The 18,287-nt window shown below is 52.6% G+C and carries 16 protein-coding genes; 8 read left to right on the top strand and 8 right to left on the bottom strand.

What is annotated here, in order from left to right; translation table 11 throughout:
• Positions 1 to 52: 52 nt before the first annotated feature.
• Positions 53 to 2,011 (bottom strand): methyl-accepting chemotaxis protein, encoded by a 1,959-nt coding sequence (locus V6U78_RS08875; RefSeq protein ID WP_405339555.1) that lies wholly within the window; start codon positions 2,009 to 2,011, stop codon positions 53 to 55.
• A 210-nt stretch (positions 2,012 to 2,221) separates the two neighbouring features.
• On the opposite strand from V6U78_RS08875, the gene lipA reads away from it, so the two are divergent.
• Positions 2,222 to 3,265: a lipoyl synthase gene (gene lipA, locus V6U78_RS08870; protein WP_405339553.1), complete on the top strand. Its 1,044-nt coding sequence runs from the start codon at positions 2,222 to 2,224 to the stop codon at positions 3,263 to 3,265.
• A gap of 201 nt (positions 3,266 to 3,466) precedes the next feature.
• Here lipA and V6U78_RS08865 read toward each other — a convergent pair whose 3' ends face one another.
• From V6U78_RS08865 to V6U78_RS08850, 4 genes are read right to left on the bottom strand one after another with little or no spacing between them, the layout of a single operon-like run.
• The gene (locus V6U78_RS08865) at positions 3,467 to 4,246 is read right to left on the bottom strand and encodes a heme ABC transporter ATP-binding protein (protein ID WP_405339551.1); all 780 of its coding nucleotides are present in this window, start codon (positions 4,244 to 4,246) and stop codon (positions 3,467 to 3,469) included.
• Positions 4,243 to 5,271 (bottom strand): FecCD family ABC transporter permease, encoded by a 1,029-nt coding sequence (locus V6U78_RS08860; RefSeq protein WP_405339549.1) that lies wholly within the window; start codon positions 5,269 to 5,271, stop codon positions 4,243 to 4,245. Before V6U78_RS08860 ends, V6U78_RS08865 begins: the two co-directional genes overlap by 4 nt.
• Positions 5,272 to 5,299: 28 nt before the next feature.
• Positions 5,300 to 6,160, bottom strand: coding sequence for a heme/hemin ABC transporter substrate-binding protein (locus V6U78_RS08855; protein WP_405339547.1), 861 nt, complete (start codon positions 6,158 to 6,160; stop codon positions 5,300 to 5,302).
• Positions 6,161 to 6,170: 10 nt separating this feature from the next.
• A complete protein-coding gene (locus tag V6U78_RS08850) occupies positions 6,171 to 7,247 on the bottom strand; it encodes a hemin-degrading factor (RefSeq protein WP_405339545.1) in 1,077 nt (358 codons plus the stop codon).
• 307 nt (positions 7,248 to 7,554) lie between these two features.
• Here V6U78_RS08850 and V6U78_RS08845 point away from each other — a divergent pair, with 307 nt between their 5' ends.
• The 3 genes from V6U78_RS08845 (at position 7,555) to V6U78_RS08835 (ending at position 12,203) form a co-directional block, all read left to right on the top strand.
• On the top strand, positions 7,555 to 9,609 hold the full coding sequence (locus V6U78_RS08845; protein WP_405339543.1) for a TonB-dependent receptor plug domain-containing protein: 2,055 nt from the start codon (positions 7,555 to 7,557) through the stop codon (positions 9,607 to 9,609).
• Between the two features lie 82 nt (positions 9,610 to 9,691).
• Positions 9,692 to 10,822, top strand: coding sequence for a hypothetical protein (locus V6U78_RS08840; RefSeq protein ID WP_405339541.1), 1,131 nt, complete (start codon positions 9,692 to 9,694; stop codon positions 10,820 to 10,822).
• Between the two features lie 238 nt (positions 10,823 to 11,060).
• On the top strand, positions 11,061 to 12,203 hold the full coding sequence (locus V6U78_RS08835) for an HmuY family protein (protein WP_405339539.1): 1,143 nt from the start codon (positions 11,061 to 11,063) through the stop codon (positions 12,201 to 12,203).
• A 157-nt stretch (positions 12,204 to 12,360) separates the two neighbouring features.
• Here the strand turns inward: V6U78_RS08835 and V6U78_RS08830 are convergent, their stop codons facing one another.
• The 3 genes from V6U78_RS08830 to serB form a co-directional block, all read right to left on the bottom strand.
• Complete coding sequence (locus V6U78_RS08830; protein WP_405340148.1) at positions 12,361 to 12,564, bottom strand: cold-shock protein; 204 nt, start codon at positions 12,562 to 12,564, stop codon at positions 12,361 to 12,363.
• Between the two features lie 126 nt (positions 12,565 to 12,690).
• Positions 12,691 to 13,062: a GIY-YIG nuclease family protein gene (locus tag V6U78_RS08825; protein WP_405339537.1), complete on the bottom strand. Its 372-nt coding sequence runs from the start codon at positions 13,060 to 13,062 to the stop codon at positions 12,691 to 12,693.
• Complete coding sequence (gene serB, locus V6U78_RS08820) at positions 13,059 to 14,327, bottom strand: phosphoserine phosphatase SerB (protein WP_405339535.1); 1,269 nt, start codon at positions 14,325 to 14,327, stop codon at positions 13,059 to 13,061. The genes V6U78_RS08825 and serB overlap by 4 nt, the downstream gene beginning before the upstream one ends.
• A 217-nt stretch (positions 14,328 to 14,544) precedes the next feature.
• Between serB and V6U78_RS08815 the strand changes: the two genes are divergently transcribed.
• From V6U78_RS08815 to V6U78_RS08800, 4 genes are all read left to right on the top strand, one after another.
• Positions 14,545 to 15,006: a GAF domain-containing protein gene (locus V6U78_RS08815; protein ID WP_405339533.1), complete on the top strand. Its 462-nt coding sequence runs from the start codon at positions 14,545 to 14,547 to the stop codon at positions 15,004 to 15,006.
• A 198-nt stretch (positions 15,007 to 15,204) separates the two neighbouring features.
• Positions 15,205 to 15,765 carry an oligoribonuclease gene (gene orn, locus V6U78_RS08810; protein WP_405339531.1) on the top strand — a complete coding sequence of 187 codons (561 nt, stop codon included), beginning with the start codon at positions 15,205 to 15,207 and terminating at the stop codon, positions 15,763 to 15,765.
• The gene (rsgA, locus tag V6U78_RS08805) at positions 15,762 to 16,799 is read left to right on the top strand and encodes a small ribosomal subunit biogenesis GTPase RsgA (RefSeq protein WP_405339529.1); all 1,038 of its coding nucleotides are present in this window, start codon (positions 15,762 to 15,764) and stop codon (positions 16,797 to 16,799) included. Before orn ends, rsgA begins: the two co-directional genes overlap by 4 nt.
• Positions 16,800 to 16,856: 57 nt before the next feature.
• Positions 16,857 to 18,266, top strand: coding sequence for a diguanylate cyclase domain-containing protein (locus tag V6U78_RS08800; RefSeq protein ID WP_405339527.1), 1,410 nt, complete (start codon positions 16,857 to 16,859; stop codon positions 18,264 to 18,266).
• The last annotated feature ends 21 nt before the right edge of the window (positions 18,267 to 18,287 follow it).

Here is an 18,287-nt window from a genome sequence, read left to right as displayed (position 1 = left end):
GCTGAACCTTGCGCGAACCACCCCACAACCCCAGCTTCGGCTGGGGTTTTTTTTAGAATTTAAAGCGTGTAATCAGCTCCAGCATAGATTGCGCCAACTTCTGTAATTTTTCCGCTCGACTCGCACTCAAATCTGCATTCGCTGAAGAATCCTGTGCCACCTCCTGAATACGATGAATGCTCTGCCCAAGCTCATCTGTGGCTGCTGTTTCTTGTTCGGTAGCTGCTGCAATTTGGGTCGTCATATCACGCACCTGCACCATCATCTGGGTAAGCACATTGAGGCGTTGATGCGTGGTTCTGACCCACTCTACGCTTTGTAACGCATGCTCACGGTTTTCATTGATACTCTTAACAGCTGTTCGCGTTTTCTGCTGTAATCCAGCAACGGTAGCTTCAATAGTTTCCGTAGATTGATGAGTCCGGCTGGCGAGAGTGCGCACCTCATCGGCCACCACGGCAAAGCCACGCCCATGTTCGCCCGCCCGAGCGGCTTCAATCGCCGCATTCAAGGCCAGCAAATTGGTTTGTTCGGTAATATCACGGATCACCTGCACCAATGCACCGATGGATTCGCTTTGCTGTTCCAGCTCATGCATATCCTGAGCTGCTTGCTGACTTTCTTGGGCCTGATTTTCTATACTGGCAAGCAGCTGATCCATTGTTTCACGCAAGGCCTCTACCTGATTGCCACCCTCCTCCGTCACCTGCTGAGTACGCTGTGCATGTTCTGCTACTTCATTGGCGGCCGCACTCATTTGGTGTATCGCTGCGGCAATCTGCTCTATATCGGTCTGCTGGCGTGCGGCCCCATCACGTGTTTTTTCTGTGAGATCATCAAGGTGATCCCCCTCTTGTTTTACAGCTTCACTTTGCTGAGCAATTTGTCCTACCAACTGCTGAATATTGGCAGCAAAGCGATTAAAACGTCGCGCTACCTGGCCTATTTCATCCTCTCGATATACTGTTAAGCGCTGGGTTAAATCACCCTGGCCTTCGGCGATATCACGCATTGCCAGCGCAATATCCTCCATTGGCTGTGCAACTAAACGGCGAATAAGGAGCATCAATGCACCCATCAATACGAGAAGCAACAATCCCATAGCCATCAGCATCACATCAGCGAGGCGGGTCGCTTGACGGATCACACTACGCAGCTGCTCAGCGGGTAAGCCCAGCAAGTGCATGGCCAATAAGCGCCCTTCAGCATCATGGATTGGGATAGCGACCATAAAATAGTCTTCACCGAGCTGATGCGGCTGCTCTAGTAAGCTTTCTAGAGGGGCTTGACGTGTAAAATCAACAACCTCATCGCTGAACCAGTTGTTATTCGCCAGTACAAAACGACCAAATGCCTGATTATTCCAGGCCGGATGCTGAGCATTAAGCAGATCGCGATTCAGCAGCATCACATAGTGGGTTGCATCCTGCGCATAATCGCGGCTGATACTACCGACACCCTGCGTGAGCTCCATCACCCCAATCACTTGATCTTGAGACAGCACTGGCATAAAAGCACGAATCAGTACATTACCCTGCGTATCACGCTCAAAAGCAGCATGAGGCTGTCCGTTCAGTGCCTGAGCGATGCCACGCGAAGCCTGATTGGTCGGTGCAGGACGCGCAACGCTGGCAACAAAGGGCTGTCCTTGCGCATTCATTAGGTGCACCTGAATACCTTGATAGTTGGTATGACGGCGATACTGGGCACGTACTTGGGCAATCACTGCCTCAGCCCGCGCGGGGTTCTGCTCATGCAGAGCCTGAATAATCTCAGCATGACCTGCCAGTAAAGCTGCATTGGTCAGCCCGACATCAAACTTAGTATCCAAACGATGGGTGAGCGTATCCCCCATCAACTGAGCACGCCTTTCTAGCGTGGTGGCCTCAAGCGTACTGCGCAAAAATAAAATCGCCAACGCAGCAAGCAACAATGCAATAGCGCCCAGAGCCGCCATCCAGAGACTGATACGCCAGCCAAGGCCCAAGGCTTTTTTGGTTTGTTCATCCATTATCGTCATCCCAGTTGAACGTTAAACTAGGATTAAGTCTAGACGAAGCAACAAAAATCGCACATCGATAGATCACTTTCATCTCACCACAGAGACTGAGCGCTTCCACTCATCCTCAAGGATCAACTAGTGTTAGAATAGAGGCATCCCATTCATCCTCATCCACTTGTGATGAGGACGCCACGAGCAATCAATGGAGCGCAGCATCCGATGAGTCAAAGTGAACCCCGTATCTCCAGTGGACAAAAGTTTAAAACCGAGCAAGGGATTGCTGCGATCAAAGATGGCATCAAGCAATCTCACTATGCCAATGAAGACACCGCAACACGCAAACCCGAGTGGCTGCGCGCCAAAATGCCTGCGGGTGAGCGTTTTAACGCGGTGATGAAGAATGTGCATGAACACAAATTAAGCACCGTCTGCCAAGAAGCCCATTGCCCCAATATTGGCGAATGCTGGAACTCGGGTACGGCGACCATTATGGTGATGGGCTCAGTGTGTACGCGTGCTTGTCGCTTTTGTGCCGTCGATACCGGCAACCCGAAGGGCTGGCTTGATCAGGATGAGCCGATCAACACCGCCAAATCGGTTGAGCTGATGGCCTTGCGCTATATCGTGCTGACGTCTGTTGATCGTGATGATCTGGCCGATGGTGGTGCTGCTCACTATGCCGCCTGTATTGCAGCCATCAAATCCAGAACGCCTGAAGTGGTGGTTGAGGCCCTGACGCCCGACTTTAACGGCGTTGAGGCGCATATTCGAACCGTGTTGGATTCAGGCTTAGAGGTTTTTGCGCAGAATGTCGAAACCGTACGCCGCCTGACCCATCCAGTGCGTGATAAGCGCGCGGGCTATGAAAAAACGCTCCGTGTGTTGGAGTATGCAAAAGAGTATCGTCCTGATGTGATCACCAAAACCAGCATCATGGTTGGACTGGGTGAGACAGACGAAGAGATCTTCCAGACCTTTGATGACCTACGCGCTATTGGCGTGGATATTGTGACACTCGGCCAGTATTTACGCCCGACCAAGAACCACCTTCCAGTGGAGCGCTATGTCACACCAGAAGAGTTTAACCATTATCGTGAAGTCGGCTTAGCCAAAGGCTTTATGGAAGTTCCTTCTGGCCCAATGGTGCGCTCAAGCTATCGCGCAGATCGTGTTTTTGAGAAGAATAATCTGGGATTGGCCGCTCCAGCGGCAGTGCCTGTCACAACACATCCAGATCGAATCGCGATTACGCAGCTCGGCTAGGGAACCTCTGATCAACGTCACGAGCACAGGTCAGGCAAGGCGAAATTGATCGAAAAAGCGGAGTTTACACGGAGTAAATGAGCATTTTGAGACCCAATTTCAACGCAGTATGACCAAGCGCAGTAGTTAATCAGAGGCTTCCTAGCCTTTTTTATCATTATTCAATTGAGCCTCACTGCATCCCCTGCAATGAGGCTCTTTTTAATCATCCAGCATCACCAGTTGGTGGTCTTTCAGTGGATGTTGATAAGCCGTGAGTTCAGCTTGATAGGTCAGACTCAAACGCTCCAGGCAGAGCACTTCCTGCGGTGGCCCCCAAGCGAGCTGCTGTCCTTGCGCTAAAAGCAACACGCGATCAGCAAAGAGCTGCGCCAAGTTCAGATCATGCAAAACACAGAGAATGCCCCAGTTTTTCTGGCGGGCTAACTGCTTGAGCTGGCGAAAAATCCACTGCTGCTGCCCCAGATCCTGCGCTGAAAGAGGCTCATCCAGCAGCAGCACACCTTGCTCAACCTGCCACACCTGCGCCAGCACGCGGGCCAACTGAACACGCTGACGCTCACCACCTGAAAGCTGGGTAATGGCCCGTTGAGCCAGATGCGCACAACCAGCGGCCTGCATGGCTTGGGCAACAATAGCTTGCGTTTCTGCCTCACTCTCTGGCCAGCTAAAGCGGCCAAAAGCGACGACCTCCTGAGCCAGAAAATCAAAATGCACCGGATAATCCTGCGCTAGACGTGCGCGCAGATGCGCTTGCTGACTGGCAGAGAAGCTGGATAGGGGTCGATCTTGCAACCAGACCTGACCCCAGGTGGGCTGCTGATCACCACTAAGCAAATCCAGTAGTGTCGATTTGCCCGCACCATTTGGCCCACAAACAACCAGTATCTCTTGCGGCTCCAGTGCAAAACTGACACCTTGCAAGCGCTGGTGACCACGAGTGCACAGGCCAAGGTCTTCGGCTTTTAAGCAGCTGTTCATATCCGCTCCTGACTGGCTTGACGCCCTCGCGCCAGCATCCACAGAAAATAGGGACCGCCCAGCAAACTGGTCAGCAAACCTACGGGGATTTCAGCCGGAGCGGCCACAGTCCGCGCCAAGGCATCAGCCACCAGTAACAAGCTTGCGCCACCCAGTGCGGCCGCTGGCAGCAATAAGCGATGACCTGGGCCAAAAATCATCCTTAACAGATGCGGCACCATCAGGCCCAAAAAGCCAATAATGCCTGCCAACGCGACACTGCCACCAACGGCGAGCGCAGTGCCAAGCACGACCTTGCGCCGCAGGGCATGGGTATTCAACCCACTATTGGCGGCCGCCTGATCACCCAGCTGCAGAACATCCAAATCACGGCGCACGCTGAGCAGCAAGCCCAAGCCAGGCAGAATCAGCAGCAAGCCGAACAGCAGTTCCGTGCCGCTCACAAAGCCCAGCCCACCCATGCCCCAAAGACTCATTTGGCGTAGCTGCTGATCATCGGCCAGATAACTCAACAAGCCGCTGGCGGCACCGGCGAGGGTGTTAATCGCTAAACCCGCCAGCAGCAACCAGAGCATCGAAGCCTGACCACCACGGCCCAGCCGGAAAATCAGCCAGCAGGTTAGCCAGCCTCCAAGACAGGCCATGATCATCTGCCCCTGCCATTGCCAGACCTCTGGCAACCATTCAGTCCACGGCAGCAGTATCCATAAACCCACTGCAAACCCCGCTCCGCTGGACACACCGAGCAAACCTGGATCAGCTAAGGGATTACGAAACAAACCCTGCATGGCGGCACCAGCGAGAGCCAAACTAGCTCCCACCAACAAAGCCAAAGCGAGGCGAGGCAAGCGAATTGCACTCCACAGCTGCCAGTCTTGCGCGCTCATCTGACCAGTCAGCGCCTGCCAAGGGCCCAAGGATAAAGCACCCAGTTGCGCAGCCAGTAACAAGCTGGCTAACAGAATCAGCGTTAAGCCGATCAGCGCTTGGGTGATCGACCAACTCGGTCGTGAAGATCTTGTCATACTCAACGGAACTACCTACTGATCATGGTCATGAAGAAGAAAAGGCCATCAGCGCCTGCCGAAGGCGCACTAGCTCATCGGGTGTGCGTGGGCCAAATCCAAGAAAGGCCAAATCATCAACAACAAGATAACGCCCTGCACGTCCCGCGGGGGTTTGGCGCACACCGGGGAGACGCCATAAACCTGCCTCGCCTCCCAGTGCTCGCAAACCGGCCTCAGTCACAATCACCACCTCTGGACGGGCTTGGATCAAGCCCTCTGCACTTAGAGGGCGATAGCCTTGCAGGGCGGCGGCGGCATTATCCACTCCCGCTAAATCAAGCATTTGCGCTGCGGATGAACCCTGCCCCGCAACTAAAGGCGCGCCCATGCCACCATGGTTGAGAATAAACACCGCCTGCCATCCAGCATGTTCCTCAGTGGCCTGTTGCAAGCGCGCCACATCCTGCTGAAAAGCACGGATCAGCTCGACACCGGCGGCTTGGCGCGATAATGCCTCAGCAATCACGTGGATTTTGTGCTCAACACCAGCCAGATCCTGCTGATGAGGCACACGCACCACACGCACCCCAGCCGCCACCAGCCGCTCAGCCAAGGGCGCTGGCCGTGCGGCATCACTCAGCAGCACCAGATCTGGACGCAAGGAGAGAATGCCTTCCAATGACAGCTGACGCAGATAGCCAACATCGGGTAAATCCAGCGCTGCCTGCGGGTATTGACTGGTGGTATCTCGACCTATCAGTCGATCACCCGCACCCAAGGCATACACCAGCTCAGTGACATCCCCTCCAAGGCTGATGACGCGCTCGGCAGATGCCACTGCCGGAACAATGAGCAAAAGCAAGAGCAGCAGGCGATCACGCCAGCCGAGCAGGGCAGAGCGCAGCATAAGAAGCTCCTTAGTTTAAATCTGGTAAAGCATTGATCATCGCTGTCCAAGCGGCCTGTTCTGGCTGCCCTTCATCACGACGCCCATACATCTGCACCTGAAGTTGACCCGCCGCATTAAAGACTTCTAGGCTCGAAACCCAACCGCCGCTTTGTGGCTTGCGCGTGACAAAGGCATAGGCAAACTCTTCTGGATTGGCATGCAGGGTGAAGTTCTCTTCAAACAGATTCAACCAACCCCGCATCGGCTTGATGCCCGAGACCTGGCCGGTATAGATCTGCACGCAACCCCGGCTGCCGACAAAAAACATCACCTCGATCTTGGCCTCAGCGGCAGCATCAACCAGTGTATTGAACGCCGTCACAGGGACCGGACGACTCAGATCAGCAGGTACACTTTGCAAGGCCGCAAAGCGTGAGAGGCGATGACGACGCAACAAACCGAAGAACTGATGCACATCCTTGATCTGCCGCCATTCCGCTTCGACCTGGCTCGGACTGGTCGCTGGCAGATGCTGTTCTGGTTCTGGCTCAGGTAAAAAATCAGGGGCCGCTGCCTGAGCTGAAGTATCCGTGTGCTGCTCAACCAGCGCTTGCCAGGCTTGGAGGTCTGTTTCTTCTAGCGCAAAAGTTTTATGCACCGCACTGCCATATTGATCAAAAAATTGTAAACAGCGTCGCGTGCCCTTTGGCGTTTCTTCTTCAATCGCGCAACCCCAGTACCAATGGCTCAGCATCAAGCGCAGATCCAATCCACCAATATCCAAAAACAAGCCTGTTGGGTGGCTGCCCGCTTCGCCCAATTTGGGTTCGGGATAAGTCCCCTTGAACTCATGCACCACACCGAGATTACGTGTGATTGCCAAAACATGCCCTAAACTGGGCAGTGCACGCAGCACCTGTATCACATCACGGATTGGCCAAACCTTTTCCTGCCCGATACGGGCCGCTTGTAGTGCCCCTTCGCTGGTGTTCAGGCTACGCGCCCAATCAACAAAATAGCCAGGAGCTTGCTGGGCGCGTTTTTCTTGTAGAGCAAGGTAGAGATCGCTCGGCGTGTGTGTTGGCGTCGCAAAGGCAGTGGACATAGTGAATCCTCATAATCAGCTTTTTTTAGGAGAAATGCAGAAAGCCTGAAAACATCAGGCCAAAATCGATCATGGCTGGCTGAGGTTGATCCTGTAGCTGGCTAGCGCCTAGCTTAATCTCGCCTTGGCTTGCTCGTCAATGATTTTGATTCTCATATTGACTAGAGAATCTTTTAGATTATTATTTACCACCCTAGCCAGCCATGAGGCCTCGCCTCCAGCCAGCCAAAGCATCCAGATCCACTCCGGTTTCGTCTTCTTGCTGGTCGAAACACCACCTGAGTGCCGACTGATTCTGAGGAGCATCATGGCTGGCTATTCTTTTCTTTCACCTTCTCCATTCGCCCGCGCTCTAGGCTGCCTACCCCTGCTGGTCTTGTCTGGCTTTGGCAGCATTCAAGCGGCTGACCCAGCTGCCGAGAGCCACTCGGCCAGTTGGCATACGGCTCAACTCAGCCCAATGGTGGTCACCGGAACCAGAACAGCCCGCAGTCTTGAAACCAGCCCTGTTCGTACCCAGGTGATCGATCGCAGCACTCTGGATCGGCAACAGGCACGCAACCTAGCAGAGGCCCTACGCCAGCTGCCTGGCGTTTACCTGCGTACCACACACGGCAAAGAAGGACAGGAAGTCTGGATGCAAGGGCTGGATAGTGAGCGGGTACTGATTCTGATCAATGGCGTACCTGCCATCGCCTCGACAGGCAACAGCGTGGATCTCACTCAAATTGCCATCACCGATGTCGAGCGCATTGAAGTGGTGCGCGGAGCCACCTCTGCTCTTTATGGCTCTTCAGCGATGGGCGGTGTCATCCATATTATTACTCGTCAACCCAGCCGCTCTGGTTATCGTATTCAAGCCACCGCTGGCACACTCGGTGACCAAGGCGATGGTGATGGACTCGATCGCGGTCAAGTTCAAGCCAGCCTTGCTTTAGCTGGAGAAGCGATACAGTTCGAAGCCCATGCTGACTGGCGTCGCGATGAAGGCTATACACTCAGATCTGGCGCTTTTGGACAGGATGGTCATGCCATTGAGCAGTTGAACCTCAGCGCCCAACTCAACTGGCAGCATGCTGAGCTGGGACGTTTTAGCCTGCGCCCCAGCTGGCTGAGCGAAGATAAGAATAAGCGCCAAGCTACGGCCCTGCCTGGCGGCCTCGAAGCACGCAGCCTCAAACAGGAAACAGTGGAGCAGCCAGGATTACAATTCGGCTGGCAACGTAGCACACCGCTTGAGGGTGAATGGAGCCTCAATGCCAGCTGGTCCTTGTTTTCTAATGTCACCGAAGACCGTCAGGCGAATGCCAGCCGCCAGCCCATTATGCGCCGCGAAGCCGATATCGAGCACTGGCGCCTAGAAACCCAATGGAGTTTTTGGTGGCTGGATCAACAGCAAATCACTGTTGGAGCGCTGGCGCGTCAGGAAACGCTGGAGCAGTTTAAAGAAACCTGGGGCGCATCAGGAGTCCAGCGCGACCCTGAAATCCAAAGCGGTGCAGAACAAACCAATTTAGAAGTCTATCTGCAAAATCAAATCTACTTGAGCCATGGAATCGAGTTTCTGCCCGGCGTGCGCTACCAGCATGACAGTGACTTTGGCTCTTTTATCACACCCAGCCTGACATTTTTTCAACGCCGCCATTTTGATCAAGGGGATCTGAATCAACGTTTAAGTTTTGGACGCGGCTATCGCACACCTGGCCTCAAAGAGCGCTACTTCTTTTTTGATCAAAGCGACAAGGGCTATATGGTCATCGGCAATCCAGACCTGGAGCCAGAAGAGTCCTGGAGCCTGCAAATCGGCGGCCATTGGCAACCCACTTCTGGGCCTGATCTTGATCTGAATTTCTTTTACAACCGCATAGAAAATCTGATCATGACCGAATACGACCCCAATGCAAGCAGCCAGCAAGGTATGGAAATCTATAACTACCAAAACCTGGATCAAGCACGCACCTGGGGTACAGAGATCACGACCCACTGGCAACCTCACCCCAACTGGCAGCTCCAGCTGGGCTATACCTGGCTGCAAAGCGAAGACCCAAACACCGGCCATCAATTAACTCGTCGCCCAGAGCATCAGCTGAAAGGTGAACTGAGCTTTCACTATCAGGCGCTCAGCATGAGTCTGCTCGGTGACTGGCAAAGCCGTGAATATATTGATGCGGCCAATACCCAAGCCTCGCCAGCTTGGCAGCGCTGGCACTGGCGCGCCAGCTACGCAATGCAGCCCTTCACGCTGCTCGCCGGTATCGACAATCTGTTTGACGCCTTACCTGATCTGAATGATCACGCTGACTTGAGCCCCAAACCCGGCCGCTTCATCTATCTCGGCTTGAGAATTGATGGGCAGTTCTAAGGAACCTTGGATCCATGTCATCACCACTCGTTGTATGCAGCTTTTCAACACCTTCACCTTTTTCAAAACAAGGAGCTTTCATATGTTGCAGCTAAAAAACCCCGCACTCTATGGACTGGTTCTGGCCAGCAGCCTACTGCTGACTGGTTGTAGTGATAGTGATTCTGACACCACAACAGGGAGTGATAACTCACTGCCTCAAGGAGTGAGGGTAGCATCTGTCGACACCACTCATAATCTACCTGTTTATTTTGATTTAAGTACAGGACAAACAACAAGTGCTGATGGAGACTGGCAAGTCGCTTACCAACGCTACGTTGGATTTTGGACAAGCGAGCAAACAAAAGCCTGTATAGCACACAGCTATCCAAACCTATTTAATGACAATGGAGAGGCTATACGCACTGAATTCGATCGACTCAATGCAAACGATACACTCAACGACTTTCTTGCTATTGATATCAATAACACCGACATTTGTAATCCTGAGCATGACAAGATTAACACACTTATCCCAACCACTGGCTGGTACTCAGGTTATCGCGGCCCAGGAACATCTCCAAATATCCACGACGATGGAACAAATGGCTGGATTATCCAATCTGCTGATGGAAATCAATATGCTCGTATCCGCTTCTCTTCATTTATTCCTATGCAAATGCAATTAACTTTAGAAGTAGAACACTGGAATGGAAGCACTTTCAACAGCCCTATTCAATCTCCTGCAATAACATTCCTAAATGGACCTGTTTACTGGGATCTTGAAAGCAATAGTCTGGCCCACGAAAACGATGATTGGGAGCTCAAGTTCTCTCGAGGACAGGGCTTTGAATGGCAAATCCAGATTAATGGTGGCGCCTCAGGAACTGGTAATACTGGCGTTGTTGGCTCTGACGGAACAAACCCACAAGGGGTTGGCGCCCTCGTATCGAATTCAGTTTGGGAGGTCACAGACCCAACGAACACAGCGCAAGTCTATCGTTTTTTTGCGGACAGCAAAGAGGGAGCATTCAGCAGCCCAGGGGACTATGGCGCATTTCAATATGCAGTAGGTGGTAACAATCACCTCATGTTCCCAACATTCACTACCTACTTAATAGAGAAAAACGGGGTCTATCATAAACTCCAAGTTATCAGCAATTATGGAGAAGATGGCAATAGTCCATCCGGCCATCTTGTTTATCGTTTCTCAGAAGCCGTATCACAACAATAACTCCAAGAGAAAAATCCAATACCAGGCCATATTAAACCGCCTTACACAACTCAAGTTCCACCTCGAAAAGAGGTGGAACACAGTAGTAGCCACATCAAAATCAAAAGAAACGAGCCACAACAAAACCATATTACCAAGCACTTTTAATCTTAAAAACAGCAAAAAAGTCTAATACATCACCACTCGCTGTATGTAGCTTTTCAACACCTTCACCTTTTTCAAAACAAGGAGCTTTCATATGTTGCAGCTAAAAAACCCCGCACTCTATGGGCTGGTTCTGGCCAGCAGCCTGCTGCTGACTGGTTGTAGTGATAGTGATTCTGACTCAGGGAGCGACCAAGGCCTGCCTCCGGTGCAAGGCCAACAGGTCATGACCCTAGATGCCACGAGCCAAACCGACTGGGTTTATCTGAATTTGATCACGGGACAGGTACTCGATGCCGAAGCAGCCGCCAACTCCACTGACTGGCATTTGGCGGCACGACGCATGGATATCAAACTCAATTCAGGTGCTTCAGGTCCGGGGCAGGTACGAGCCGCTCTGGTTGCAAATCAGAACCACCTTTATGACCAACAGAATCAGCCCATAGAGTCCCAGTTTCTTGGTATGAGCGCAAACAGTGAGCTTTATCTCCTCGATGGCCCGTTTAGCGAACCGAATAGCCGTAGCTGGGTGAGTGAGCAGGTCAGCAACACCTTTGGTATGGACTGGGCCGATTACAATCATGCCAATGGCCTTTACACCGCCAACAACCAAAATGGCTGGATTCTGCGTTCAGCTTCCGGTGATGCCTACGCCAAAATGCGCATGACCGCTTTAGATTTCCCAACGCGGGCAGGCCAAGGCATCCAAAGCTTCGCGTTTGACTTCTATGTTCAAAAGCCAGGTGAATCCAACTTCTCCACCACACCTATCACTTGGAATGGTGGAGCTCTAAACAACGGCAGCCTCTGCTTTAGCTTTGTCAATGGAGCAGAAGTAGCTTGCACAGGCAATCACTGGGATCTGCAAATCGGCTTTGAAGGCCGTGATTTCTTCCTGCGCACCAACAGCGGCCCCAATGGTGAAGGTCAAGCAGGCAGTTTTGGCCCCTTTGCTTGGTCTGATCAAGCCACCTTTGTCAAAGCAGGGGATGTTCCGCCTCGTCCTGGCTTTGCTGCCGACACCACCAGTGGCATCTTTGGCCAGCATTCTTGGTATGCCTATGGCGTCGGTGGCGGCCACCAACTCTGGCCTAACTACCGTGTTTACCTGATCGATACCGATGGCAGCAACGCTGAAGCACCACGCTATGCACTGCAAGTGATTGGTTACTATAACGATGCAGGTCAATCTGGACATATGATGCTGCGCTATCAGGAAGCGCCCATGCAGGATTAGGCCCATTTGACTCACCCACTTCTTCTCAGTTGGTTTACGCGATTTTTGCTAAACTAAAGAAGTGGATGAGTGCTTAAATTCAGATGCAAGCCTTTTATACAGACAACAAAAAACCCGCACTTGGCGGGTTTTTTTTATTTTAGCTTGAAGCTAAAAATTAGATCACTTGGATCTTAGCAGCTTGTTTGCCTTTAGGACCAGTGGTCACTTCAAAGGAAACTTTTTGGTTCTCAGCCAGAGTTTTGAAGCCCTGAGCTTGAATCTCAGAGAAGTGAGCAAACAGATCGTCGCCACCGTCGTCTGGAGTAATGAAGCCAAAGCCTTTAGTGTCGTTGAACCATTTAACTGTACCAGTTGCCATATCAAACATTCCTATTTCTTTGTTGATTTTTTTGAATATCCACAGATATTCGGTGATGCGGGAATCAAGATAGTACTCATGACGAACTGATGTTACCGATGATTCGATGACAACCTTGTTACGACACTACTCTTTGCTACCTTGCTGCCTACGAGTCCTAGACTGATCTATTTCCCCAGCCGCGTCAAGTAGATTTTGCATTGTTTCTTCTTGCCATTGCACAGGGAGATGACCTTGCTCAATGAAGGCTAACTTAGCGCTGCGTTTAAGCTTTTTTATACGCCCTTCCACCTGAAGGGCCGAGCGATGAGAGCCCACAGGGGCAGCAAAAGCCAACTCTAAGGGCCCACGACCACGCAAGGCCTTCGCCGTCTTCGGGCCATTTGCCTGGTGTTCAGCAAAGCGCCGCTGCACATCCAGCGTAATTCCCGTATAAAGTGCACCCTGTGCTTGGCGAATCACATAGACCCACCAGCAAGACGAAGAAGCTGATTTCACAGTGTTGCGTTTTGGCTCAGTTGGGCTTCTTGATAGGCTGTTTCTGCCAGATCACGATCTGAGAAACCGATCAGATAGAGGATGGCATCCAAACCCAGTGTCGACAGAGCATGGCGCGCTGTTTGGCGTACCAAAGGCTTGGCACGAAACGCGATACCTAGTCCGGCCAAACCTAGCATAGGCAGGTCATTGGCACCGTCGCCGACAGCAATGGACTGATCCAGATCGATCCCCTCTTGTGCGGCTATTTCTTGCAGCAGCTCTGCTTTACGCTGCCCATCGACAATCCGGCCAGTCACGCGGCCGGTCACGCGGCCATTTTCTATTTCCAGATCGTTGGCATGGACCTCATCAATGCCCAGCTTGGCTTGAAGATATTCACCAAAATAGGTGAAGCCTCCCGAGAGTATCGCCGTGCGATACCCGAGACGTTTCAAAGTACGCACCAGCTGCTCTGCCCCTTCGGTAATGGGCAGGCGCTGGGCAATCTGCTCCAGCACCTTGGCGTCCAGACCCTTCAAGAGTGCAACACGCGCTTTAAAACTCTCATTGAAGTCCAGCTCGCCACACATAGCCCGCTCTGTAATCTCAGCCACCTGCTCGCCCACACCAGCTTCTCGTGCCAGCTCATCGATCACTTCCGCTTCGATCAGCGTCGAGTCCATATCAAACACCACCAGACGGCGATTACGACGATAAATATTGTCTTCCTGCACAGCGATATCGATTTCCAACTCGCCCGATAAGGCCAGGAAGTGGCGGCGTAATTCAGCCGGATCGTCCACCTCACCCCGCACCGAAAACTCGACACAGGCACGGCGCGGCTGACCGAGCTGCTGCAAGCTCACCCGCCCAGATAAACGATGGATACGATCAATATTCAGCCCATTGGCCGCTACGGTTTGAGTCACCCGTGCAATCTGGTGCGCGGTAATTTGCGGCCCCAGCAAAGTCACGATATAGCGCTTTTTGCCCTGCCCACCAACCCATTGCTCATAACTGGCATCGGTCACTGGGGTAAAACGTATCTGCATACCCCATTCGTGCGCTTTGAACAGCAGCTCTTGTAATACAGGCGAGTTCTGCGCTTGAGGTGAAAGCTGAGCGAGCAGACCTAAGGCTAGGGTGTCATGAATCACAGCCTGCCCAATATCGAGGATATTCACGCCATAAGCCGCCAGGATTTCGGTCATAGCGGAGGTGATGCCGGGACGATCTGGGCCAGAAACATTAATCAAAACGATATTGCGATCCTGAGTCTTCATCTAGGTGTGATCCAGTGTGAAAAAATAAAGCAGAAACTGAGCCAGCATCTATACTTGACTCTAATTTCTCCAATAAAAAAATCCATCAGGAGAGTGCTGCTAAGCCGTGTTGATCTGGCCACAAGGATCACTCAACCCAATTCCAATGCGGCCTATTATAGCGTCCCTCTGCCCAAGGTTGCACGGATGAGCCAGCAACAGACGTGGAGTTTCATCTATGCCGCCCAACACCCAAGCTTTTTTTGAGTTATTAACCCCCCAGCTGGCGGCCATCTGCGCCTCCAGCCTGTCTAAAGTTGCCCAGCAATGTCAGAAAGAAATGGAGAGTGATCTGGCAGCTGTTGGTGTGAGAGAAGGCCAGCATCTCCACCTTTTCTACCCCTATGCGCGTGAGCAGCGTCTACTGCTTGAGGATGCCTTGTGTGGTTTCCCGCTGCTGATCCCCGGCGAGCACATCATTATCCAAGATTTGCAGTTACTTCCACAGGACATGCAGCCTGATTTTGCCTCTGCTCTTGGGCTCAGGAGCTATTTAGGCGTTCCACTTTATTTGCTCAATCAGCGCGTTGGCAGCCTCAGCGTCGCCTATGCGACCCCCCACCAATTTACGCCAGCCCACAGAGAGCTATTACAGCATCATGCAGATTGGGTCAGTGAGCTGCTGCAACTTTACCTTTAATTTGCAGCGCGCTTGAAGGCGGAATGCAGACAGTAAAAGTTCCGCCTTTTTAGTGCCTCTGTTACTATACGGCTTGAAGCTATCGGCTTACCCAAGAATCGGCTCACTCTCATCAAGCAACATCCCTAAGAGCCTGACGGCCTAGAAGGCCAACCCAGCTAAAACCACCTATCACTCTGACTCAAGGAGAACTGGCCGATGTCTGCAGCCACCGCGCCCTCGCATCTGATCTGGATCGATTTAGAAATGACAGGTTTGGATCCAGAGAAAGAACGCATCATCGAGATTGCGACTCTGGTGACAGACAGTGACCTCAATATCTTGGCAGAAGGCCCAGTGATGGCCATCCACCAGCCAAACAGCCTGCTCGAGTCTATGGATGCGTGGTGCGTCAACACCCATGGCGCTTCCGGTCTGACCGCACGCGTCCAAGCCAGTCAGATCACCACGCGCGAAGCTGAGCTGGCCACGCTGGCATTTTTGCGCCAATATGTCGCCGCAGGTGCCAGTCCGATGTGTGGTAACAGCGTGCATCAAGATCGACGCTTTATGCAGTATGAGATGCCAGAGCTGGAGGCTTTTTTTCATTACCGCAATCTGGATGTTTCTACCTTGAAGGAATTGGCAAAACGCTGGATGCCGGATTTACCCGCACAGTTTAAAAAGCAGAATACCCACCTCGCGCTCGATGACATTCGTGAATCGGTTGCCGAACTGCGCTTTTATCGTGAGCACTTTATTCGTACTCCTGCCCAATGAGTAAACGCAAACTCAGCCGCCAACAACAATGGCGTATCGATAAGATTCAGAATGAACGCAACCAGCGCGCCCTGCGCCAAGATGAGCAGGTCAGCGAACATTTTGCTGAAGGTCTTTACGCTGAATTACAACTCGGCCTGATCACAGCGCATTTTGGGCGTCAGGTCGAAGTCGAAAGCCTTGAAGCGCCACGGATCAAGCAGCTCTGCCATCTACGCGCCAAGGTCGATCAGCTGGTCACCGGCGATCAGGTTAGCTGGCGGCCGCACCAAGAGCCACAGGGCATAGGTGTGGTGGAAGCCCGCCAAGAGCGCCGATCACTGCTGGCACGCCCTGATACGCGTGGTGTCATGAAAGCCATCGCCGCCAATGTGGATCAACTGCTACTCGTCATTGCCCCAGAGCCTGAACCCTTTGCGAATCTGATTGATCGTTATCTGGTGGCGGCTGAACATACTGGCATTACGCCGATCCTGCTGCTCAATAAGTGGGATTTGATGCAGGATGGCAAGATGGAAACCGAGCGCCAAGCTAAGGTCCGTCACCTGCTCGATGTCTACACCCAGCTCGGTTATACCCTGCTGCCCACTTCCGCTTATGAAGAAACGGCGCTGCTGGCACTCAAAGACCAACTGAAAGATCGCGTCAGTGTGTTTGTTGGTCAGTCAGGTGTTGGCAAAAGCTCACTGATTAATGCTTTGCTGCCTGGCGTCGATCTGCGTGTTGGTGCGCTCTCAGCCGAAACGCGCAAAGGGCGTCATACCACCACAACCGCACGTCTGTTTCATTTCGCTGAAGGTGGACAATTGATCGATTCACCAGGAATCCGTGAGTTTTCACTGGGCTTTCTGACACCTCAAGAAATTGCCGCAGGTTTTCGTGAATTTGAACCCTATTTAGGCCAGTGCCGCTTTAGAGACTGCAAGCATCAGCAAGACCCAGGGTGCGCCTTACAAGCGGCCGTAGCCGCCGGTCAAATCTCGACCAGCCGTTTCCAAAGCTATCACCATCTGGTCGCCTCTTTACAAAATTAAGCGGCCGAGGTGGCGTCATATCCACCGAGGCTGCTGTTGAGATTCAGGAATCGGTTCATGACCCCGTCCTCCTTCAGCGCTTTAAAACAGCGTGTATTACTGATCAGCCTGAGCGGGATGCTGATCACAGGGCTGCTGATCGGTGTGATCACCAGCTGGCCGCTCTATCAAGCCATACGCACCAATCTGCTACAAAGCACCCAGTATCAGCTTCAGACTCAGTCACTGCTGATGAACCATCTTTTTGAGCAGTCTCATGCGCTCGCTGCCCAGCTTGCCAGCCGTACAGAGGTACGCCGTCGTTTGCTGGCCTATCACCAGCAGGCGCTGAGCCTGGCCGAACTACAAGAGTTCAGCATCCCTCGATTACGCGATGCGCTGGATTCTTCCACTCGCCTAGCTGGGCTGATTCGCTTTGATCAACAAGGCAATGCAGTGATTCAGATCGGGCAGCAACCTGATCTGCCCTTGGCAACCCATCTCTATCCTGCCATTGGAGAACAGCCGACCAGTTATCTGATTCAGCAGGACAACCAACTCGGCGACTGGCTGGTGGTCACACCGCTTTATGAAGAGGGCCAACGGATCGGGACAGACTGGCTCCTACTGCAAACCGATGCGCTACTCGCAGCCCTGCAACCTGTACACCATCAAGGTGAATTCAGCCTTATCGATCACAAACAAGCCTTAAGATGGACATTCAGCGCAGATCATCTGGTGAGCCAACCTCTCAGCGCGGATAACCACTCCGCAGCGTTGAACCTAGCATTAAGCTTGGAGCACTTCAGTCTAGAGTTGCATCAGGCCGCTCAGGACCTTCACTCTTTTAGCCTGAAGCAACTCTTCTGGCCCAGCAGTCTTTTACTGCTGCTCCTAATCAGCAGCGCTGGGTTATTAGTGCGTGTGCTGCGCCCTCTGCTAGAAGAAGCCGTCTATCAAGCCGCTCGACTAGAGGCACAACAACGCTCAGTGCAGCATCAGGCAGATCACGATGCCCTCACTGGCCTACCCAATCGTAGCCTGCTAGAGCGCCGCATCACCCTCGCTTTGACTAATCAACGTCCGTTGGCGCTTTTGTTTATGGACCTCGATCACTTTAAAGAAGTCAACGACCAGCTCGGGCATGCTATGGGCGATCAGCTGTTAAAACGCGTGGGAGAGAGGCTCAGCCATCTGATTCGCCAGCAAGATACCTTGGGGCGCTTAGGCGGGGATGAGTTTCTGATTCTGCTCGAAGAACCAAGTCATGATGCGCTCGCCTGTCAGCTGGCTCAAAGAATCATTGATGCGCTCACTCAGCCTTTTCAGCTCGGTGAGCATCAGGTGCGTATTGGGGTATCGATTGGCATCAGTCAGGCTCCGCTGGATGCAACAGATAAAGCCAGCTTGATTCATGCTGCTGATCAAGCCATGTATCAAGCCAAGGCCGCAGGAAGAAATCGATGGCGAAAAGCCAAGCCTGACTGAAACATCATCCATCAGGCCCAG

Origin of the sequence: Marinospirillum alkalitolerans (genome assembly GCF_045055655.1) — a bacterium.
GTDB classification, from domain to species: Bacteria; Pseudomonadota; Gammaproteobacteria; order Pseudomonadales; family Halomonadaceae; genus Marinospirillum; species Marinospirillum alkalitolerans.
The sequence above is the reverse complement of the archived record's forward strand: the minus strand, read 5'-3'. Positions and strand labels throughout refer to the sequence as shown.